The organism is Agromyces sp. Soil535 (assembly GCF_001428255.1).
In the GTDB taxonomy this organism is placed as follows: Bacteria; Actinomycetota; Actinomycetes; order Actinomycetales; family Microbacteriaceae; genus Agromyces.
This window is the reverse complement of sequence record NZ_LMRW01000023.1, coordinates 387,585-407,454: the sequence shown is the minus strand read 5'-3', so window position 1 is coordinate 407,454 and position 19,870 is coordinate 387,585. Positions and strand designations below refer to the sequence as shown.

The following is a 19,870-nucleotide window of genomic DNA, read 5'->3' as shown; positions in this document are numbered from 1 at the left end:
GGAGAAGGCAACCTTGAAGCCCGTCCCGTGAGGCGGAGAAGGGAGTCCGCGTGGCTGTGCGCACCGTGCTGCAGCAGGCTGACATCGATCGGGCGATCACTCGCATCGCCCACGAGATCCTCGAGTCGAATCGCGGAGTCGAAGGGCTCATGCTCCTCGGCATCCCCACCCGCGGCGTGGTGCTCGCCGAACGCCTCGCTGCCATCATCGGCCGCATCGCGGCATCCGATGTCCCCGCCGGCGCGCTCGACGTGACGATGTACCGTGACGACCTCGGCCGGCACCCGGTGCGCGCGCCGCAGCCCACATCGGTGCCAGAGGGCGGCATCGACGGTGTGACCGTCGTGCTCGTCGACGACGTGCTCTACTCGGGTCGCACGATCCGGGCCGCGTTCGACGCGCTCGCCGACCTCGGCCGCGCACGAGCGGTGCGCCTCGCGGTGCTCGTCGACCGCGGCCACCGCGAGTTCCCGATCAGGGCCGACTTCGTCGGCAAGAACCTCCCGAGCTCCACCCGCGAGCGTATCAACGTGCGACTCGCCGAGATCGACGGCGACGACGCTGTCACGATCGACGGGGGTGTGGAGTGATGCGGCACCTGCTCACCACGAAGGACCTCCCGCGCGACGACGCCATCGCCCTGCTCGACATCGCCGAGGACATGTCGGCCGTGCAGGAGCGCGAGATGAAGAAGCTCCCGACCCTGCGCGGCAAGACGGTCGTGAACCTCTTCTTCGAGGACTCCACGCGCACCCGCATCTCGTTCGAGGCCGCGGCCAAGCGCCTCTCGGCCGACGTCATCAACTTCAGCGCCAAGGGGTCGAGCGTCTCGAAGGGCGAGAGCCTGAAGGACACCGCCCAGACGCTCCAGGCCATGGGCGCCGACGGGGTGGTCATCCGCCACCACGCCTCGGGCGCCCCGCAGACCCTCGCGACGAGCGGATGGATCGACGCCGGCGTCGTCAACGCCGGGGACGGCACGCACGAGCATCCGACCCAGGCCCTCCTCGACGCGTTCACGATCCGGCGCCGGCTGCACGGCGCCGCCTCGCGAGGCCGCGGGCTCGACGGCGTGCGCGTCGTGATCGTCGGCGACATCCTGCACTCGCGCGTCGCCCGGTCGAACGTGTGGCTCCTCACGACCCTCGGCGCCGAGGTGCAGCTCGTGGCCCCGCCGACGCTCGTGCCGGTCGACACCGCGGGCTGGCCGGCGACGGTCGGCTACGACCTCGACGCGTCGCTCGCCGGTTCGCCCGACGTCGTCATGATGCTCCGCATCCAGGCGGAGCGCATGCACGCGGCGTTCTTCCCGAACACCCGGGAGTACGCCCGCACCTGGGGCCTCGATGACGCCAGGTTCGATCGACTGCCCCCGACTACGATGGTCATGCACCCCGGCCCGATGAACCGCGGGCTGGAGATCGCCGCCCGCGCTGCCGATTCGCCCCAGTCGACGGTGCGCGAGCAGGTCGCGAACGGAGTATCAGTGAGAATGGCCGCCCTCTATCTGCTGCTGTCGGGCGAACGGGGTGAGGCGTGATGGCCGAGCGCCACCTGATCGCCGGCGCGACCCTGCCCTCGGGCGAGCGTGCCGACCTGCTGCTCGCCGACGGCGTCATCGCCGAGATCGGCCGCATCACGGATGCCGCCGGCGCGACGGTCGTCGACGCCGACGGGCTCCTCGCCCTCCCCGGCCTCGTCGACCTCCACGCGCACCTGCGCGAACCCGGCTACGAGCAGAGCGAGACCGTGCTCACCGGCACGCAGGCCGCGGCCGCCGGCGGCTTCACCGCCGTCTTCGCGATGGCGAACACCTTCCCGGTCGCCGACACGGCCGGCGTCGTCGAGCAGGAGGCGAGCCTCGGCCGCGCGGCCGGGTACGCCACGGTGCAGCCGATCGGCGCCGTCACCGTCGGCCTCAAGGGCGAGCAGCTCGCCGAGCTCGGCGCGATGGCACGCTCCCGCGCGAACGTGCGCGTGTTCTCCGACGACGGCTTCTGCGTCGCCGACCCGCTGCTGATGCGTCGCGCGCTCGAGTACGTGAAGGCGTTCGACGGCGTCATCGCCCAGCATGCGCAGGAGCCGCGCCTGACCGAGGGCGCGCAGATGAACGAGGGCGCACTGTCGGGCGAGCTGGGGCTCACCGGCTGGCCGGCGGTCGCCGAGGAGTCGGTCATCGCGCGCGACGTGCTGCTCGCCGAGCACGTCGGCAGCCGCTTGCACGTCTGCCACGTCTCCACCGCCGGGTCCGTCGAGGTGATCCGCTGGGCCAAGGCCCGCGGCATCGACGTCACCGCCGAGGTCACGCCGCACCACATGCTCCTCACCGAGGACCTGGTGGCGAGCTACGACCCCCGCTTCAAGGTGAACCCGCCGCTTCGCCGTGCCGAAGACGTCGAGGCGCTCCGCGCGGCCCTCGCCGACGGCACCATCGACATCGTCGCGACCGACCACGCGCCCCACCCGGTGGAGGCGAAGGAGAGCGAGTGGGATGCCGCGGCCAACGGCATGGTCGGGCTCGAGTCCGCGCTCGCGGTCGTGCACGCCGCCGTGGTCGAGAACGGCCTCCTCGGGTGGGCGGATGTCGCGCGCGTGATGTCGGCGACGCCGGCCCGCATCGGGCGGCTCGACGGTCAGGGACAGGCGCTGGCGGCCGGTTCGGCGGCGGAGGTCACGCTGTACGACCCCGCCGCGGCATCCGAGTTCTCGCTCGACCGTCTCGCGGGACGCAGCGTGAACTCGCCGTACCTCGGGCGTCGACTGCCAGGACGCGTCGTCGCGACGTTCCACGGTGGCTACCCGACGTACCTCGACGGCGCCGTGCGTCCCGCCGACGAGGTGGCGCGGCGCGCGGCCGACCGGCTGGAGGTGGCACGTGGGTGAGTGGCTCGGCGTGATCATCGCCGTCGCCATCGTCGGGGTCGCCGCATGGCTCATGGTGCGGTCGTGGAAGCGGCGCACCGTACGCGACGAGACGCTCTCGGCGTACGCACTTCCGGCGTCCCCCGGCGCGCCCGCGCTCGAGATGGAGGTGCTCTACGTCGCCACGACACCGACCGGCCAGCCCCTCGAGCGCCTCGCCGTGCACGGGCTCGCCTTCCGCGGCGCCGCGCACATCGAGATCGCGCCCGAGGGCGTGGTGCTCCGGGTCGCCGGGGAGCAGGCGAGCTTCCTCCCCGCCGACCGCATCGTGTCGGCCGGCGAGGCCAGCTACGCGATCGACCGCGGCGTCGAGCCCGAAGGGCTCGTGGCGATCACCTGGGTCGCGCAGGTCGCCGACGTCGAGATGACCGCTCCGCACGTCGACAGCTACCTCAGGGCCCGGTACCCGGGCGACTCGGCGCGCATCATCGTCGCCGTCAACGACATCGCCGCCGCACGGACCGCGCCGCGGCCGGAACAGGAGAAAGAGGCCTCGGATGACTGAGACCCCCACCCGCACGCCCGAACCCGCCGTGCTCGTGCTCGAGGACGGGCGCCGGTACGAGGGGCGTGCCTATGGCGCCCGCGGTCGCACCCTCGGCGAGGCGGTCTTCGCAACCGGCATGACCGGGTACCAGGAGACCCTCACCGACCCCTCCTACGCCGGCCAGATCGTCATGATGACGGCACCGCACATCGGCAACACCGGCATGAACGACGAGGACATGGAGTCCGCGCGCATCTGGGTGTCCGGCTTCGTCGTGCGCGACCCCTCCCGCGTCGTCTCCAACTTCCGCGCCGAGCGCAGCCTCGACGCCGACCTCGAGGGGTCGGGCGTCGTCGGCATCAGCGGCATCGACACGCGTGCCCTCACCCGCCACCTCCGCTCGGCCGGGGCGATGCGCGCCGGCATCTTCTCGGGTGAGGCGATCGCGCTCACGCACGGCGAGCAACTCGAGCTCGTGCTCGGCAGCGCCGAGATGACGGGCCTGAACCTCTCGGGCACCGTCTCGACCACCGAGCCATACACGCGGCCCGCCGAGGGCGAGCGGGTCGGGTCCGTGGCGGTGCTCGACCTCGGCGTGAAGACGTCGACGCTGAAGTACCTCGCCGAGCGGGGCTTCGACGTGCACGTCATGCCGCAGTCGATCACCGCCGAGGAGGTGCTCGCGATGGCGCCCGACGCCCTGTTCTTCTCGAACGGACCGGGCGACCCCGGGGCATCCGACCGGCACGTGGAGCTGCTTCGGGCGACCCTCAAGGAGGGCCTGCCGTACTTCGGCATCTGCTTCGGCAACCAGCTTCTCGGCCGCGCACTCGGGTTCGGCACCTACAAGCTGCCCTTCGGGCATCGCGGCATCAACCAGCCCGTGCTCGACCGGGCAACGGGCCGCGTCGAGATCACCGCGCACAACCATGGCTTCGCCGTCGACGCGCCGATCGACCGCGTCAGCGAGTCCAGCGAGGGATTCGGCCGCGTCGAGGTGAGCCACTACGACCTCAACGACAACGTCGTCGAGGGGCTCAACTGCCTCGACATCCCGGCGTTCTCGGTGCAGTACCACCCCGAGTCGGCTGCGGGCCCGCACGACGCCAACTACCTGTTCGACCGCTTCCGCGACATGGTCATCGCGAGCAAGGAGACCAGCGCCTGATGCCCAAGCGCGACGACATCACCAGCGTCCTCGTCATCGGATCCGGTCCGATCGTCATCGGCCAGGCCGCCGAGTTCGACTACTCGGGCACGCAGGCCTGCCGGGTGCTCCGCGCGGAGGGCGTGCGCGTCATCCTCGTGAACCCCAACCCGGCCACGATCATGACCGACCCCGACTTCGCCGACGCGACCTACATCGAGCCGATCACACCCGAGATCATCGAGTCGATCATCGTCAAGGAACGACCGGATGCCGTGCTGCCGACGCTCGGCGGCCAGACCGCGCTGAACGCGGCCATCGCCCTCCACGACGCGGGCATCCTCGACAAGCACGGCGTCGAGCTCATCGGCGCCAAGGTCGACGCGATCCGCAAGGGCGAGGACCGGCAGCTCTTCAAGGACCTCGTCGTCGAAGCGGGCGCGGAGGTCGCCCGTTCGCACGTGGCGAAGACCCTCGACGAGGCGAAGGAGTTCGCCCTCGACCTCGGCTACCCGCTCGTCGTGCGCCCGTCCTTCACCATGGGCGGCCTCGGCTCGGGGTTCGCGTACACCGAGGACGACCTCGTGCGCATCGTGACGCAGGGCATCCACAACTCGCCGACCTCCGAGGTGCTGCTCGAGGAGTCGATCCTCGGCTGGAAGGAGTACGAGCTCGAGCTCATGCGCGACACGCACGACAACACCGTCGTCGTGTGCTCGATCGAGAACGTCGACCCCGTCGGCGTGCACACGGGCGACTCGATCACCGTGGCGCCCGCGCTCACGCTCACCGACCGCGAGTACCAGCGCCTGCGTGACATCGGCATCGACATCATCCGCTCGGTCGGCGTCGACACCGGCGGATGCAACATCCAGTTCGCCGTGAACCCCGACACCGGCCGCATCATCGTCATCGAGATGAACCCTCGCGTGTCGCGCTCGTCGGCGCTCGCGTCGAAGGCCACCGGCTTCCCGATCGCGAAGATCGCCGCGAAGCTCGCCATCGGGTACCGGCTCGACGAGATCCCGAACGACATCACCCGGGTGACGCCCGCGAGCTTCGAGCCGACCCTCGACTACGTCGTCGTGAAGGTGCCGCGGTTCGCGTTCGAGAAGTTCCCGGCCGCCGACCCGACGCTCACCACCACGATGAAGTCGGTCGGCGAGGCCATGGCCATCGGTCGCAACTACGCGACGGCCCTGCAGAAGGCCCTGCGCTCGCTCGAGAAACGCGGATCCTCCTTCCACTGGGGTGGGGAGGAGCGCAGCGCCGCCGAGCTCGTCGAGGCGACGCGAGTCCCGACCGACGGCCGCATCGTGCTCGTGCAGCAGGCGCTGCGCAAGGGCGCGACGATCGAGGAGCTCTTCGAGGCGACGAGGATCGACCCGTGGTTCCTCGACCAGATCGTGCTCATCAACGAGGTCGCCGACACCGTCGCGAACGCCGGGGCCCTCGACCACGACACCCTGCTGCTCGCGAAGGACCACGGATTCTCCGACGCCCAGATCGGCCAGCTCCGCGGCTTCGGCGAGGCCGACGCCCGCGAGGTGCGCCACATCCTCGGCATCCGCCCGGTGTACAAGACCGTCGACACGTGCGCGGGGGAGTTCCCGGCGCTCACGCCGTACCACTACTCCAGCTACGACCTCGAGACCGAGGTGGAGCCCTCCCACCGCCGCAAGGTCGTCATCATCGGCTCGGGGCCGAATCGCATCGGGCAGGGAGTCGAGTTCGACTACTCGTGCGTGCACGCGTCGTTCGCCCTGTCGGCCGCGGGCTTCGAGACCATCATGATCAACTGCAACCCCGAGACCGTCTCGACGGACTACGACACGAGCGACCGCCTCTACTTCGAGCCGCTCACCCTCGAGGACGTGCTCGAGGTGATCCATGCCGAGTCGCAGACCGGAGAGCTCGTCGGCGTCGTGGTGCAGCTCGGCGGCCAGACCGCCCTCGGGCTCGCGAAGGGCCTCGAAGCGGCGGGCGTGCCGATCCTCGGCACGACCCCCGACGCGATCGACCTCGCCGAGGAGCGCGGCCTGTTCTCGGGCATCCTGGATGCCGCAGGCCTCACCGCACCTCGCAACGGCACGGCGATCGACCTCGCGGGCGCGGTGCACGTGGCCGAGGGCATCGGGTACCCCGTGCTGGTGCGACCCAGCTACGTGCTCGGCGGCCGGGGCATGGAGATCGTCTACGACTCCGCGTCGCTCGCGGACTACTTCATGAGAATCGAGGGCCAGGGGATCGTCGGCCCGAGCCACCCGCTCCTCGTCGACCGGTTCCTCGACGACGCCATCGAGATCGACGTCGACGCGCTCTACGACGGCACCGACCTCTACATCGGCGGCGTGATGGAGCACATCGAGGAGGCCGGCATCCACTCCGGCGACTCCAGCTGCACCCTGCCGCCCGTGACCCTCGGCCGCGCAGAGGTCGACCGCGTGCGCGAGGCGACACGCGCGATCGCCGAGGGCATCGGCGTGAAGGGCTTGCTGAACGTGCAGTTCGCCATCGGGGCCGGCGTGCTCTACGTGCTCGAGGCGAATCCGCGCGCGAGCCGCACGGTGCCGTTCGTGTCGAAGGCGCTCGGGATCCCGCTCGCGAAGGCGGCGTCGCGCATCATGGTGGGCGCGACGGTCGCGGAGCTCGTCGCGGAGGGCATGCTCCCGGCATCCGACGGCTCCAGGGTGCCGCTCGACGCGCCCGTCGCCGTGAAGGAGGCCGTGCTGCCATTCAACCGGTTCCGCACCCGCGAGGGGATCATGGTCGACTCCGTGCTCGGCCCCGAGATGCGCTCGACCGGCGAGGTCATGGGAATCGATCGGGACTTCCCGACGGCGTTCGCGAAGAGCCAGCTCGCGGCCTACGGCGGCATGCCGCTCTCGGGGACGGTGTTCGTGTCGGTCTCCGACCGCGACAAACGCTCGATCATCCTCCCCGTGCTGCGCCTGCAGCAGCTCGGGTACGAGATCGCCGCGACCGAGGGCACCGCGGAGGTGCTCCACCGCAACGGCATCGCGGCCCGCGAGGTGCTGAAGTACAGCGACAAGCCGACCGCCGACGCGGCATCCGTCGTCGAGCTCATCCACCGCGGGGAGGTCGACGTGGTGGTCAACACCCCGAGCGGCCGCTCTGCGCGCGCCGACGGCTACGAGATCCGCGCCGCCGCGGTCGCCTCGGACATCCCGCTGTTCACGACCATCGCCGAGCTCTCGGCGGCTGTGGCCTCGCTCGACGCGGTTCGCGGCGGGTTCGAGGTGACCAGCCTGCAGGAGTACGCCGAGCGGCGGGAGGTGCGCGAGTGAACGGCGTCGGCGTGATTCCCTTCGGAGACCGGCTCGAGGCCGTCTTCGCCGCCTATGGCCACCTCTGCCTCGGTCTCGATCCGCACGCGTCCGTGCTCGCGGCATGGGGCCAGCCCGACTCGGCTGAGGGCGTGCGCGAGTTCGGGCTGCGCGCCATCGAGGCCGCAGCCGACCACATCGGGATCGTGAAGCCGCAGGTGGCGTTCTTCGAGCGACACGGTGCGGCGGGCTATGCCGTGCTCGAGCGGCTGCTCGGCGAGGCGCGCGACGCCGGCCTGCTCGTGATCGCCGACGTGAAGCGCGGCGACATCGGCTCGACGGTCGAGGCCTACGGCGAGGCGTGGCTGCGCCCCGGCTCGAGCCTCGAGGCCGACGCGATGACGATCAGCGCCTACCAGGGCCTCGGCTCCATCGAGCAGGTCATGGGCGCCGCCGAGGCGGCCGGCAAGGGCCTCTTCGTGCTCGCGGCGACCTCGAACCCCGAGGCCGGGGCGATCCAGCGGGCGGTGCTGCAGCAGTCGAGCCGCGCGGGCTCCACGGTCGCGCAGGCGATCACGCAGGGCGTCATCGGCTGGAACCAGGGGCGGACGGATGCCGCGGAGCGCGCGCTCGGCTCGATCGGCGTCGTGTTCGGCGCCACCACCGACCTCCCGGCCGCCGGCATCGACATCGACGGCGAGCCGCCGCGACCGGGCCTGCCAGTGCTCGCGCCCGGCTTCGGGCACCAGGGCGCGGAGCCCCGCGAGCTGCGGGCCCGCTTCGGCTCCTATTCCGCCGGTGTCGTGGCGAACGAGTCGCGCTCCCTCCTCATGGCGGGACCCGACGGGCTTGCCGACGCCATCGCGCGTCGCGTCGACGAGTATGGAGCGGCCGTTGCCTGACACGACCACGACGACCACCCCCACCCCGCCTGAGGTCGACCGCGTCGCCGCCTCCCGCGCCGCGGTGGCGGCGCGACGCGCCCGCGCGACGGTGAAGGCCGACGTCGCGAGCGGCGCCCGCAGCCCGCTCGACGTGCTGCGTGTGGCCTACGAGGAGCCCGAGGGCGTCGAGGGCCGCATTCGCGTGCCCGAGTTCCTCACGTCGATCCCTGCGATCGGCGCGACCAAGAGCACTCGCATCATGACCGAGCTCGCGATCGCGACGTCGAAGCGCCTCGGCGGGCTCGGCCGGCTGCAGCGCCGGCGCCTGCGCGATTTCGTCGCCGACTGGGTGGCCGATCACGGCGGCACCGGCGACCGACTCGTCGTGCTCGCCGGCCCGACCGCCGTGGGCAAGGGCACCGTGGCGTCCTACATCCGGCGGCACCATCCCGACGTCCGACTGTCCGTCTCGGCGACGACCCGCCCGCCCCGCCCCGGCGAGGTGGAGGGTGAGCACTACTTCTTCGTGGACGACGCCTCGTTCGACCGCATGATCGAGGCGGGCGAGCTCCTCGAGTGGGCGACCGTGCACAACGCCTTCCGTTACGGCACGCCGCGCCGGCCTGTCGAGGCCGCCATCGCCGCCGGAAACAGCGTGCTGCTCGAGATCGACATCCAGGGCGCCCGCTCGGTGCGCCGCGCGATGCCCGAGGCGACACTGGTGTTCCTGCTGCCGCCGAGCTGGGACGAACTCGTGCGACGCCTCGTCGGCCGCGGCACCGAGAGCCCTGCCGAGCAGCAGCGCCGCCTCGAGACCGCGAGGGTCGAACTGGCGGCGGTCGAGGAGTTCGACCACCGGGTCGTGAACCACGACGTCGGCGAGGCCGCGCAAAAGGTCGTAGACTTGATGCGGCCTCGCAAGGGTCGGCGTTGAGCTGCCCGGGCCACGAGTTTCCGCGCACCGAGGTGCGCACGTTTTCGTTCTAAGGAGTCTGTCCATGGCTGAGAAGCTGTCCGGCATCATCGATCCGCCCATCGACGACCTGCTCTCCAAGGTCGACTCGAAGTACCAGCTCGTGATCTTCGCATCCAAGCGTGCCCGCCAGATCAACGACTACTACGCGGACCTGCATGAGGGCAGCCTCTTCGACAACGTGGGCCCGCTCGTAGACTCCTCGATCGACGACAAGCCCCTCTCGGTGGCGTTGCACGAGATCAACGAGGACAAGCTCCGGCTCCGCCCGATCGGCGACTGAACACGGCACGGATGTCGCCGCTCAACATCGTCGTCGGCATCACCGGCGGCATCGCGGCGTACAAGGCCGTCGGCGTCGTCCGCGCGCTGGTGCTCGCCGGGCACGACGTGCACGTCGTGCCGACTGAGGGCGCGCTGCGATTCGTCGGCCGCCCCACCCTCGAGGCGATCTCGCGTAATCCCGTGCACACCGACCTCTACGAGGGCGTCGCCGAGGTGCGCCACGTCGCGATCGGCCAGGCCGCCGACCTCATCGTGATCGCGCCGGCCACGGCGAACACGATCGCAAAGCTCGCGACGGGCCTCGCCGACGACCTTCTCGGCAACACCGTGCTTGCGAGCGAGGCGCCCGTCGTCATCGCGCCGGCGATGCACACCGAGATGTGGCGGCATCCGGCGACCCAGGCCAACGTCGCCACGCTGCGCTCGCGCGGCGTCACGATCGTCGGTCCCGCCGTCGGCCAGCTGACGGGTGCCGACAGCGGCCCCGGCCGCATGGAGGAGCCCGAGGTCATCGCCGCCGCCGCGCTCGAGCGAGCCGCGGCATCCGCTCGTCGCGACCTCGCCGGCCGCCGGGTGGTCGTGACCGCCGGCGGTACCCGCGAGCCGCTCGACCCCGTGCGATTCCTCGGCAACCGCTCGAGCGGCAAACAGGGCGTAGCGATCGCCGAGGCCGCTCGCGCGCGGGGCGCCGAGGTGACGCTGATCGCCGCGAACCTCGAGATCGCCGCCCCCGAGGGGTGCGACATCCGCCGCGTGTCGACCGCCCTCGAGTTGCAGCAGGCGGTGACGGATGCCGCGAAGGGCGCCGACGTGGTCGTGATGGCGGCGGCAGTGGCCGACTACCGGCCTGCCGACGTGAGCGAGTCGAAGCTCAAGAAGGACGAGGGCGACGGCGGCATGACGCTCGAGCTCGTACGCAACCCCGACATCCTCGCGGGCCTCGGCGGCGCTCCGCACGACGGCACCCTCCTCATGGGGTTCGCCGCCGAGACCGAGCCCGACGACGACCGGCTCCTCGCCCTCGGCCGCGCCAAGCTCGAGGCCAAGGGCGCCGACCTCATCGTGATCAACCGTGTGGGCTGGCATGAGGGGTTCGCGAGCGACGAGAACCGCGTCGTGGTCATCGGACGCGACGGCGAGATCGTCACACGAGCACACGGAACCAAGGCGTCGGTGGCAGATGACATCCTCGACGTGGTTGTCTCGGAATCGACGACCGCGGCGTCCGCCGCCGACACCACGAAGGAACACGAGCCCACCACATGAGCGCACTCCGACTCTTCACCTCCGAATCCGTCACCGAGGGCCACCCCGACAAGCTCTGCGACCAGATCTCGGACTCGATCCTCGATGCGCTGCTCACCGTCGACCCCCACAGCCGGGTCGCGGTCGAGACGCTCGTCACGACGGGGCTCGTGCATGTCGCAGGCGAGGTGACGACGTCTGGATACGTCGAGATCCCGGCGATCGTGCGGGATCGGGTGACGTCGATCGGCTACAACTCCTCCGACGTCTGGTTCGACGGCCGCTCCTGCGGCGTCTCGGTGTCGATCGGCGGCCAGTCGCCCGACATCGCGCAGGGCGTCGACCACGCCTTCGAGGCGCGCGAGCGCGCGAGCGAGGACGCGCTCGACATGCAGGGCGCGGGCGACCAGGGCATCATGTTCGGCTACGCCACCCGCGAGACCCCAGAGCTCATGCCCGTGCCGATCTGGCTCGCGCACCGGCTCTCCGAGCGGCTCGCCGAGGTGCGCAAGCAGGGCGAGCTCGACTACCTGCGCCCAGACGGCAAGACCCAGGTCACGATCGGCTACGACGGCCAGGTGCCGCGCACCATCGAGACCGTGGTGCTGTCGACCCAGCACTCGCCGGCCGTGTCGACCGAGCAGCTGCGGGCCGAGGTCGAGGAGCTCGTCATCCGGCCCGTGCTCGACCGGGTCGACCTCGCCCGCCCCGATCTCGCCGTGCTCATCAACCCCACGGGGCGGTTCGAGATCGGTGGCCCGCAGGGCGATGCCGGCCTCACCGGGCGCAAGATCATCATCGACACCTACGGCGGCTCCAGCCGCCACGGCGGTGGCGCGTTCAGCGGCAAGGACCCTTCGAAGGTCGACCGTTCCGCTGCGTACGCGATGCGATGGGTCGCGAAGAACGCGGTCGCGGCCGGGCTCGCCGACCGCCTCGAGCTCCAAGTCGCCTACGCGATCGGCAAGGCCTCACCCGTGGGGCTCTACGTCGAGTCGTTCGGCACCGCCCACGTGCCCGAAGAGCGCATCATCGGCGCCATCCGCGAGGTCTTCGACCTGCGGCCTGCGGCGATCATCCGCGACCTCGACCTGCTCCGGCCGATCTACGCGCAGACCGCGAGCTACGGCCACTTCGGCCGCGAGCTGCCCGATTTCACCTGGGAGCGGCTCGACCGCGTCGACGACCTCCGCGCGGCCGCCGGGCTCTGACGTGCCGGGCGGCGCCGTCGCCAGGGTGCTCGTCGATTCGCCGCTGCCGCAGCTCGACCAGTTCTTCGACTACTCCGTTCCCGAGCGCTTCCGCGCGAGCGCGCGTCCCGGCGTTCGAGTGCGGGTGCCGCTGCGCACGGGCGGGCGCATCGCCGACGGATGGCTGGTCGAGCTCGCGGACACGAGCGAGTACGGCGGCAGGCTGAGCGAGCTCGAGGACGTGGTCTCCGAGGTGCCGCTGCTGATGCCCGAGGTGTGGGCGCTCGCGCGGGCCGTCGCCGATCGCGCGGCGGGCAACGCGAGCGACGTGCTGCGCCTCGCGATCCCGAGCCGCTACGTGCGCGTCGAACGGACATGGGTGGCTGCACCCGGCGATCCGGGGCCGTTGCCCGACACCCCGCCCGCGATCCACGGCGCTCCCGCCGGGCGCGTCGAGGCGGGCATCGCGCGGGGCGAGCGGATGTCACTCAGCGCCGATCCCCGCCCGCTGCGGCTTCCGACGGGCGAGTGGGTGGGGGCATGGGCCGTGACGATCGCCGTGGCCGCTGCGCACGCGCTAGCGGCCGGCCGCTCCTCGATCCTCGTCGTGCCCGACTACCGCGACCAGGGGCAGCTCGAGGCCGCGCTCGCGGCATCCGTGGACCCCCGTCGGGTGCTGCGCACCGACGCGAGGCAGTCGGGCGGTGAACGCTACCGCGCATTCCTCGATGCGACCCGTGACGAGGCCCGCATCGTCATCGGCAACCGCTCGACGGTCTACGCGCCCGCCGCGCGGCTCGGACTCATCGCGATCTGGGACGACGGCGACGCACTCCTCAACGAGCCGCTCGCGCCGGGCGTGCACCCCCGCGACGCCGCGCTCGTGCGGCAGGAGCAGAGCGGGTCCGCGCTGCTCCTGATGGCGCATACGCGGAGCGTCGAGGTCGAGCGCCTCGTCGAGATCGGCTGGGTGCACGACATCGCACCGGTCGGCTCCGCGAAGCCCAGGATCATCCCCACCGAGCAGCAGGCGACGCCCGAGCCGGGGTCGGCGCGTATCCCGTCGGCGGCGTGGCGGCAGGCGCAGGAGGCGGTGCGCGAGGGACCGGTGCTCGTGCAGGTCGCGAGGCCGGGCAACGCACCGCTGCTCGCGTGCGATCGGTGCCGCGAGCCCGCGCGCTGTGCGGCGTGCGGCGGCACGCTCGCCGTGCCCCGTAGCGGCGGCGATCCGGGCTGCGTGCTGTGCGGCACGAGGGCGAGCGCCTGGCGGTGTCCCGTCTGCGACGGCACGAAGCTGCGCGTCGTCACGGTCGGCGCGAGCCGAACCGCCGAGGAGCTCGGTCGCGCGTTCCCGCGGACGCGGATCATCCTGTCCGATGGCGAGCGGCCGGTCCTGAAGGTCGACGCCGAGCCCGGGCTCGTGGTCGCGACGCGCGGAGCCGAGCCCATCGCCGACGGCGGCTACCGCGCCGTGCTGCTCCTCGACGGCGAGCGGATGCTGCTGCGCGAGTCGCTGCGTGTGGCGGAGGACTGCCTGCGATGGTGGTCGAACGCGAGTGCGCTGGCGGCGCCGGGCGCGCCGGTCTTCCTGGTGGGCGTCGCCGGGACGCTTGCGACGGCGCTCTCGACCTGGCGTCAGGCGGAATGGGCGGCGACCGAGCTCGCGGCGCGGCGCGCGCTCCGCTTCCCGCCCGCGGTGCGGGTTGCGAGCATCACGGCGTCCAACGCCGCCGTCGCCCGTGCGGTGGAGGCGGTGCGCGCGATCGAGGGCGTCGACGTGCTGGGGCCTGCACCCGCAGACGATGGGCTGGAGCGCGCCATCGTCCGCTTCGACTACGCCGCCGGCGCTCCGGTCGCGAGGGAGCTGCGCGCCGAGATGATCCGCGTCGCGACGGAGCGCCGCCGCCCCGTCGCAGGCCGCCCGGCGCGGCGTCCGCCGGTGCTCCGGGTGCGGTTCGACGACCCCGACGTTCCCTGACCGGCCCGACCTGTCTCCGTCCGGAGCGATCGGTCGGCAACAATGGAGTGTGCAGAAGCTCCGCCTCGTCTTCGCCGGCACGCCGGCCGCCGCCGTCCCGTCGCTCGAACGACTCGCCGCGAGCGGGCACGACGTCGTCGCCGCGGTGACCCGTCCGGCGGCGCCGCTCGGCCGCAAGCGCGTGCTCACGCCGTCGCCCGTCGCCGAGGCGGCGGAGCGGCTCGGCATCCACGTGATCGAGGCCGCACGGCTGGACGCCGACGCCAGCGGCCGCATCTCGGCGCTGCGCCCCGACCTCGGCGTCATCGTCGCGTACGGCGGGCTCGTGCGGGAGCCGCTGCTCTCCACGCCTGCCCACGGCTGGATCAACCTGCACTTCTCGCTCCTCCCGGCCTGGCGCGGCGCGGCGCCCGTGCAGCACGCGCTGATCGCGGGCGACGCGGAGACGGGGGCATCCGTGTTCCGGCTCGTGCCCGAGCTCGACGCGGGCGACGTGTACGGCATGCGGTCTCGCGCTGTCGGGCCCGACGACATCGCGGGCTCGCTGCTCGACGAGCTGGCGGTCGACGGGGCGGCGCTCCTCGCCGACGTGGTCGACGGCATCGCCGCCGGCACGGCCGTCGCGACGCCGCAGGTCGGCGAGGCGACGTTCGCGCCGAAGCTCGGCATCGACGACGCCCGGCTCGACTGGGCCGGGCCGGCCGACGACGTACGCAACCGGTTCCGAGGTGTGACGCCCGAGCCCGGCGCCTGGACGACCATCGACGACCAACGGCTGAAGGTGCTCGACCTCGCGGATGCACCGGATGCCGCTCCCCTCCCGCGCGGGCGGCTCGAGCTCGTCGGCCGACGCCTGCTCATCGGCACCGGCACGACGCCGCTGGAGTTGCGTCGAGTGCAGCCGGCCGGTCGCACCGCGATGGCCGCGGCGGACTGGTGGCGCGGCGCAGCACGCGACCGCGCGGTGGCGCGATGAGCGGGCAGCGCGGCGGTGGGCGCCGGCCGGCACCCGGAGGCGGACGCCGGCCTGCACAGGGCGGCGAGAACATCTCACCGGCGCGGCTCGTGGCCTTCGAGGTGCTCGCAGCCGTGCGTGAGGACGACGCGTACGCCAACCTGCTCCTGCCCGCTCGCATCCGTCGCGCGGGGCTGGGCCGGGCGGATGCCGCGTTCGCGACCGAGCTGGCCTACGGCACGCTCCGCATGCAGGGGTACTACGACCGCGTCATCGGGCTCGCGGCGGGCCGGCCGACCGCCGCGATCGACCCGGCCGTGCTCGACGTGCTGCGCCTCGGCACGCACCAGCTCCTCGCCACCAGGGTGCCGACGCACGCCGCCGTCTACGAGCAGGTCGCGCTCGCCCGTCGGGTGGCGCCGAGGGCGGCGGGATTCGCGAACGCGGTGCTCCGCACGGTGTCGCGCTCGTCGCCCGAGGCATGGCGCGATCTCGTCGCCGAAGGCGCCGCGACCGACGACGAACGCCTCGCGCGCCTCGAGAGCCACCCCGTATGGATCGTGCGCGCCCTTCGCACCGCCCTTGAACGCGAGGGACGCGGCGCGGAGCTGCCCGAGCTGCTCGCCGCCGACAACGCCTCGCCACGCGTGAACCTCGTCGTGCTGCCGGCACTCGACACCGCCACCGACGGCATCGCGGGGTTCGAGCCGAACCGCTTCTCGCCGATCGGCGCGGTCGCTGGCGACCCTGTCGCGGTGGTGGGGGCGTCCGGTGGCCGCATCCGGGTGCAGGACGAGGGCTCGCAGCTCGCGGCGCTCGCCCTCACCCGTGTGGCGCCCGTGAGGCCGGGGGAGCGCTGGCTCGACCTCTGCGCGGGACCGGGCGGCAAGACGGCCGTGCTCGCGGCGGAGGCACTCGCGTCGGGCGCCGAGCTCGTCGCCAACGAGATGGTGCCCGCCCGGGCGGAGCTGGTGCGCGCAGCCGTGACAGGCGTTCCGGCGCCGGTCGAGGTACGGGTGGGCGACGGCCGCGAGATCGATGCCGCCTCGATCGGGGCATCCGGCGGATTCGATCGCATCCTGCTCGACGCGCCGTGCACCGGGCTGGGGGCCCTGCGCCGGCGCCCCGAAGCACGATGGCGCAAGTCGCCGGCGGATGTCGCGGAGCTCACGGGGCTCCAGGGCGAGCTGTTCGATGCGGCGATGCGCGCGCTCGCGCCGGGCGGCATCCTCGCCTACGTCACGTGCTCCCCGCACACGGCGGAGACGCACGGCACGCTGGGCGCCGCGCTCGACCGCTGGCGCGGCCGCGTCGAGCAGCTCGACACGCAGGCGGTCGTGCAGGGGCTGTCGCGGCATCCGCTCGACCTCGCCGGAGCGCCCGAGACCGTGCAGCTCTGGCCGCACCGGCACGGCACCGACGCGATGTTCATCGCGCTCGTTCGACGCCGCGAGACGGATGCCGCGGGCGACCCTCGGTAGGGTGTGTGCATGACGACGCGGATCAACCCGAGCATCCTCGCTGCCGACTTCGCGAACCTCGAGAGGGAGCTCGGACGCATCGCGTCGGCCGACCTCGTGCACGTCGACATCATGGACAACCACTTCGTGCCGAACCTCACGTTCGGGCTGCCGATGGTGGAGCGATTGGCGCAGGTCACGCCGATCCCACTCGACGTGCACCTCATGATCGACGACCCCGACCGATGGGCACCGGGCTACGCCGAGGCGGGTGCCTTCTCGGTGACCTTCCACGCCGAGGCGGCCGGCGAGCCGGTGTCGCTCGCGCGGCGACTGCGCGACATGGGCGCGCGCGCCGGCATCGCATTGAAGCCCGGCACCGATGCCGCGCCCTACCTCGACCTCCTGCCCGAGTTCGACCAGGTGCTCGTCATGACGGTCGAGCCGGGCTTCGGCGGCCAGTCGTTCATCCCCGAGACGATGCCGAAGCTCGCGCGCCTCGCCGACGCCGTCCACGATGCCGGGCTCGACGTGTGGCTGCAGGTCGACGGCGGCATCACCGCCGACACGATCGGCATGGCCGCCGAGGCCGGGGCCGACACCTTCGTCGCCGGATCCGCGGTCTTCAACGGCGACGTGCCGGCAGAACGCATCGCGTCGCTCAGGGCCGCCGCGTCCGCGCACCCGCACAGGCACGCCGCCGGGCACCGGTAGTCTGGACGGGTGAAGACCTTCGACGACCTCTTCGTCGAGCTCAGCGACAAGGCCCGCACCCGCCCCGAGGGTTCCGGCACCGTGCGCCAGCTCGACGCCGGCGTGCACGCCATCGGCAAGAAGATCGTCGAAGAGGCGGCCGAGGTGTGGATGGCCGCCGAGTTCCAGAGCGACGACGAGACCGCCGAGGAGATCTCGCAACTGCTCTACCACGTGCAGGTGCTCATGCTCGCGAAGGGGCTGGCGCCCGCCGACGTGTACCGACATCTCTGATCAGGCGCCCATGACCGATCAGTACCGTCGACACGAAAGCCAGGGAATGCTCCGAATCGCCGTGCCCAACAAGGGCTCGCTCTCCGAGACCGCCGCGCAGATGCTCTACGAGGCCGGCTACACCGGCCGCCGCGACCCGCGCGAGCTCATCGTCGCCGACCCCCGCAACGGGGTCGAGTTCTTCTACCTCCGCCCCCGTGACATCGCAACCTACGTGGGCTCCGGCGCGCTCGACGTCGGCATCACGGGCCGCGACCTCCTGCTCGACTCCGGATCGGATGCCACCGAGATCGCGCCGCTCGGCTTCGGCGACTCCACGTTCCGCTTCGCGGGGCCCGCCGGCGACTTCACCGAGCTCGCCGACCTGCACGGCGTGCGGGTGGCGACGAGCTACCCGGGCCTCGTCGGCGACTTCCTCGCCGGCCACGGCGTGAGCGCCAGGCTCGTGAAGCTCGACGGCGCCGTGGAATCGGCCGTGCGACTGGGAGTGGCCGACGCCGTCGCCGACGTCGTCTCGACGGGGTCGACGCTCCGCAAGGCGGGCCTCGAGATCTTCGGCCCCGTGATCCTCGAGTCCGAGGCCGTGCTGATCGGCTCGGGCGTCGATCGGCCGGGCGCCGCCACGCTGCTGCGCCGGCTGCAGGGCGTGCTCGTGGCCCGCCAGTACGTGCTGCTCGACTACGACGTTCCGGTCGCGCACCTCGAGCGGGCCACCGAGGTGGCGCCCGGATTCGAGTCGCCCACGGTCTCGCCGCTGCACGACCCCGAGTGGGTCGCCGTGCGCGTCATGACGCCCCGCGTGGACATGAACCACGTCATGGACGAGCTCTACTCGCTCGGCGCGCGCGCGATCCTCGTGAGTGCGATCCACGCGGCGCGGTTGTGAGGCGCGGATGTCCCTCGCCGTCCGTGTGATCCCGTGCCTCGACGTGGCCGCCGGCCGCGTCGTGAAGGGCGTGAACTTCCAGAACCTGCGTGACGCGGGCGACCCCGTCGAGCTCGCGGCGCGGTATGCGGAGCAGGGCGCCGACGAGCTCACCTTCCTCGACGTCACCGCCACCGTCGACGACCGCTCGACGACCTACGACATGGTGCAGCGCGTCGCGGAGCAGGTCTTCATCCCGCTCACGGTCGGCGGCGGCGTGCGCTCCGCCGAAGACGTCGCGCGCCTGCTCGGCCACGGCGCCGACAAGATCGGCGTGAACAGCGCCGCGATCGCGCGCCCGCCGCTGCTCGCCGAGATCGCCGACCGGTTCGGCGCCCAGGTGCTGGTGCTGTCACTCGACGTGAAGCGATCCGGCCGCACGCCGTCGGGCTTCGTCGTGACCACCCACGGCGGCCGCACCGAGACCGACCTCGACGCGCTCGAGTGGGCCCGCACCGCGATCGGGCTGGGCGCGGGGGAGCTCCTCGTGAACTCGATCGACGCCGACGGCACCAAGCAGGGCTTCGACCTCGAGCTCACCGCGCTCATGCACGAGCTCTCGAGCGTGCCCGTGATCGCGTCAGGGGGTGCCGGCGCCGTCGGCGACTTCGCGCCGGCGATCGCGGCGGGCGCCGACGCGGTGCTCGCGGCATCCGTGTTCCACAACGGCGAGGTGACGATCGCCGAGGTCAAGGCGGCCCTCGCGGCCGATGGGAGGACCGTGCGATGAGCGAACCGGGCGACGAGGAGCTGGAACGCGACGAGGAGGCCTGGACGGCCGGCGGCTCGCCGCTCGACCGTGCGGCGTTCAACGCCGACGGGCTGCTGCCCGCCATCATCCAGCAGGAGGGCACCGGCGAGGTGCTCATGCTCGGTTGGATGGACCGCGAGGCCATGCGACGAACGCTCACCCAGGGCCGCGTCACGTTCTGGTCGCGGTCACGGCAGGAGTACTGGCGCAAGGGCGACACCTCGGGGCATGTGCAGTACGTGCGCGCCGCGGCGCTCGATTGCGACGCGGACACGCTGCTCGTCACGGTCGAGCAGGTCGGCGCGGCGTGCCACACCGGCACCCGCACCTGTTTCGACGGCGACCCGCTCGAGGTCGCCGAGGGCCTGCGGCCCGCCGACTGACGACGAGGTGA

At 72.2% G+C, this 19,870-nt stretch carries 19 protein-coding genes; all 19 read left to right on the top strand.

Features of this window, described 5'->3' with window-relative positions; translation table 11 throughout:
- The first annotated feature begins 50 nt into the window (after nucleotides 1-50).
- The 19 genes from pyrR to hisI all read left to right on the top strand — a co-directional run bounded on the left by pyrR (nucleotide 51) and on the right by hisI (nucleotide 19,859).
- A complete protein-coding gene (gene pyrR, locus ASG80_RS14920; protein ID WP_056732034.1) occupies nucleotides 51-590 on the top strand; it encodes a bifunctional pyr operon transcriptional regulator/uracil phosphoribosyltransferase PyrR in 540 nt (179 codons plus the stop codon).
- Nucleotides 590-1,540: an aspartate carbamoyltransferase catalytic subunit gene (locus tag ASG80_RS14915; protein WP_056732032.1), complete on the top strand. Its 951-nt coding sequence runs from the start codon at nucleotides 590-592 to the stop codon at nucleotides 1,538-1,540. The genes pyrR and ASG80_RS14915 overlap by 1 nt, the downstream gene beginning before the upstream one ends.
- Nucleotides 1,540-2,883, top strand: a complete 1,344-nt coding sequence (locus ASG80_RS14910) for a dihydroorotase (RefSeq protein WP_056732028.1) — start codon at nucleotides 1,540-1,542, stop codon at nucleotides 2,881-2,883. The genes ASG80_RS14915 and ASG80_RS14910 overlap by 1 nt, the downstream gene beginning before the upstream one ends.
- Entirely contained in the window at nucleotides 2,876-3,427 is a 552-nt protein-coding gene (locus ASG80_RS14905) for a hypothetical protein (RefSeq protein ID WP_056732026.1), read from the top strand. The genes ASG80_RS14910 and ASG80_RS14905 overlap by 8 nt, the downstream gene beginning before the upstream one ends.
- Nucleotides 3,420-4,577, top strand: coding sequence for a glutamine-hydrolyzing carbamoyl-phosphate synthase small subunit (gene carA, locus ASG80_RS14900; protein ID WP_200952575.1), 1,158 nt, complete (start codon nucleotides 3,420-3,422; stop codon nucleotides 4,575-4,577). Before ASG80_RS14905 ends, carA begins: the two co-directional genes overlap by 8 nt.
- Complete coding sequence (carB, locus tag ASG80_RS14895; RefSeq protein ID WP_056732024.1) at nucleotides 4,577-7,864, top strand: carbamoyl-phosphate synthase large subunit; 3,288 nt, start codon at nucleotides 4,577-4,579, stop codon at nucleotides 7,862-7,864. The genes carA and carB overlap by 1 nt, the downstream gene beginning before the upstream one ends.
- Nucleotides 7,861-8,745 (top strand): orotidine-5'-phosphate decarboxylase, encoded by an 885-nt coding sequence (gene pyrF, locus ASG80_RS14890; protein ID WP_235508340.1) that lies wholly within the window; start codon nucleotides 7,861-7,863, stop codon nucleotides 8,743-8,745. The genes carB and pyrF overlap by 4 nt, the downstream gene beginning before the upstream one ends.
- Nucleotides 8,738-9,661 (top strand): guanylate kinase, encoded by a 924-nt coding sequence (gene gmk, locus ASG80_RS14885; RefSeq protein ID WP_235508339.1) that lies wholly within the window; start codon nucleotides 8,738-8,740, stop codon nucleotides 9,659-9,661. Before pyrF ends, gmk begins: the two co-directional genes overlap by 8 nt.
- Before the next feature lie 64 nt (nucleotides 9,662-9,725).
- Entirely contained in the window at nucleotides 9,726-9,983 is a 258-nt protein-coding gene (gene rpoZ / locus ASG80_RS14880) for a DNA-directed RNA polymerase subunit omega (protein WP_056732021.1), read from the top strand.
- A gap of 11 nt (nucleotides 9,984-9,994) precedes the next feature.
- Nucleotides 9,995-11,251: a bifunctional phosphopantothenoylcysteine decarboxylase/phosphopantothenate--cysteine ligase CoaBC gene (gene coaBC, locus ASG80_RS14875; RefSeq protein ID WP_056732020.1), complete on the top strand. Its 1,257-nt coding sequence runs from the start codon at nucleotides 9,995-9,997 to the stop codon at nucleotides 11,249-11,251.
- The gene (gene metK / locus ASG80_RS14870; protein WP_056732018.1) at nucleotides 11,248-12,441 is read left to right on the top strand and encodes a methionine adenosyltransferase; all 1,194 of its coding nucleotides are present in this window, start codon (nucleotides 11,248-11,250) and stop codon (nucleotides 12,439-12,441) included. Before coaBC ends, metK begins: the two co-directional genes overlap by 4 nt.
- Before the next feature lies 1 nt (nucleotide 12,442).
- Nucleotides 12,443-14,398: a hypothetical protein gene (locus ASG80_RS14865; protein WP_056732016.1), complete on the top strand. Its 1,956-nt coding sequence runs from the start codon at nucleotides 12,443-12,445 to the stop codon at nucleotides 14,396-14,398.
- 49 nt (nucleotides 14,399-14,447) lie between these two features.
- Entirely contained in the window at nucleotides 14,448-15,374 is a 927-nt protein-coding gene (fmt, locus tag ASG80_RS14860) for a methionyl-tRNA formyltransferase (RefSeq protein WP_056732015.1), read from the top strand.
- Nucleotides 15,371-16,834 (top strand): RsmB/NOP family class I SAM-dependent RNA methyltransferase, encoded by a 1,464-nt coding sequence (locus ASG80_RS14855; RefSeq protein ID WP_082590438.1) that lies wholly within the window; start codon nucleotides 15,371-15,373, stop codon nucleotides 16,832-16,834. The genes fmt and ASG80_RS14855 overlap by 4 nt, the downstream gene beginning before the upstream one ends.
- Before the next feature lie 9 nt (nucleotides 16,835-16,843).
- On the top strand, nucleotides 16,844-17,527 hold the full coding sequence (gene rpe / locus ASG80_RS14850) for a ribulose-phosphate 3-epimerase (RefSeq protein ID WP_056732013.1): 684 nt from the start codon (nucleotides 16,844-16,846) through the stop codon (nucleotides 17,525-17,527).
- Nucleotides 17,528-17,536: 9 nt separating this feature from the next.
- Nucleotides 17,537-17,800: a phosphoribosyl-ATP diphosphatase gene (locus ASG80_RS14845; protein ID WP_056732011.1), complete on the top strand. Its 264-nt coding sequence runs from the start codon at nucleotides 17,537-17,539 to the stop codon at nucleotides 17,798-17,800.
- 46 nt (nucleotides 17,801-17,846) lie between these two features.
- Nucleotides 17,847-18,686 carry an ATP phosphoribosyltransferase gene (gene hisG / locus ASG80_RS14840; protein WP_056732010.1) on the top strand — a complete coding sequence of 280 codons (840 nt, stop codon included), beginning with the start codon at nucleotides 17,847-17,849 and terminating at the stop codon, nucleotides 18,684-18,686.
- 7 nt (nucleotides 18,687-18,693) lie between these two features.
- Entirely contained in the window at nucleotides 18,694-19,455 is a 762-nt protein-coding gene (gene hisF, locus ASG80_RS14835) for an imidazole glycerol phosphate synthase subunit HisF (RefSeq protein WP_056732008.1), read from the top strand.
- Nucleotides 19,452-19,859: a phosphoribosyl-AMP cyclohydrolase gene (gene hisI, locus ASG80_RS14830; protein ID WP_082590404.1), complete on the top strand. Its 408-nt coding sequence runs from the start codon at nucleotides 19,452-19,454 to the stop codon at nucleotides 19,857-19,859. Before hisF ends, hisI begins: the two co-directional genes overlap by 4 nt.
- Nucleotides 19,860-19,870 lie beyond the last annotated feature (11 nt).

Excerpts from the sequence above, each read along its gene's own strand:
- ASG80_RS14915 (WP_056732032.1), top strand. The coding sequence starts at position 590 with ATGCGGCACCTGCTCACCACGAAGGACCTCCCGCGCGACGACGCCATC.
- ASG80_RS14910 (WP_056732028.1), top strand. The coding sequence starts at position 1,540 with ATGGCCGAGCGCCACCTGATCGCCGGCGCGACCCTGCCCTCGGGCGAG.
- carA (WP_200952575.1), top strand. The coding sequence starts at position 3,420 with ATGACTGAGACCCCCACCCGCACGCCCGAACCCGCCGTGCTCGTGCTC.
- carB (WP_056732024.1), top strand. The coding sequence starts at position 4,577 with ATGCCCAAGCGCGACGACATCACCAGCGTCCTCGTCATCGGATCCGGT.
- rpoZ (WP_056732021.1), top strand. The coding sequence starts at position 9,726 with ATGGCTGAGAAGCTGTCCGGCATCATCGATCCGCCCATCGACGACCTG.
- coaBC (WP_056732020.1), top strand. The coding sequence starts at position 9,995 with ATGTCGCCGCTCAACATCGTCGTCGGCATCACCGGCGGCATCGCGGCG.
- metK (WP_056732018.1), top strand. The coding sequence starts at position 11,248 with ATGAGCGCACTCCGACTCTTCACCTCCGAATCCGTCACCGAGGGCCAC.
- ASG80_RS14855 (WP_082590438.1), top strand. The coding sequence starts at position 15,371 with ATGAGCGGGCAGCGCGGCGGTGGGCGCCGGCCGGCACCCGGAGGCGGA.
- rpe (WP_056732013.1), top strand. The coding sequence starts at position 16,844 with ATGACGACGCGGATCAACCCGAGCATCCTCGCTGCCGACTTCGCGAAC.
- hisG (WP_056732010.1), top strand. The coding sequence starts at position 17,847 with ATGCTCCGAATCGCCGTGCCCAACAAGGGCTCGCTCTCCGAGACCGCC.
- hisF (WP_056732008.1), top strand. The coding sequence starts at position 18,694 with ATGTCCCTCGCCGTCCGTGTGATCCCGTGCCTCGACGTGGCCGCCGGC.
- hisI (WP_082590404.1), top strand. The coding sequence starts at position 19,452 with ATGAGCGAACCGGGCGACGAGGAGCTGGAACGCGACGAGGAGGCCTGG.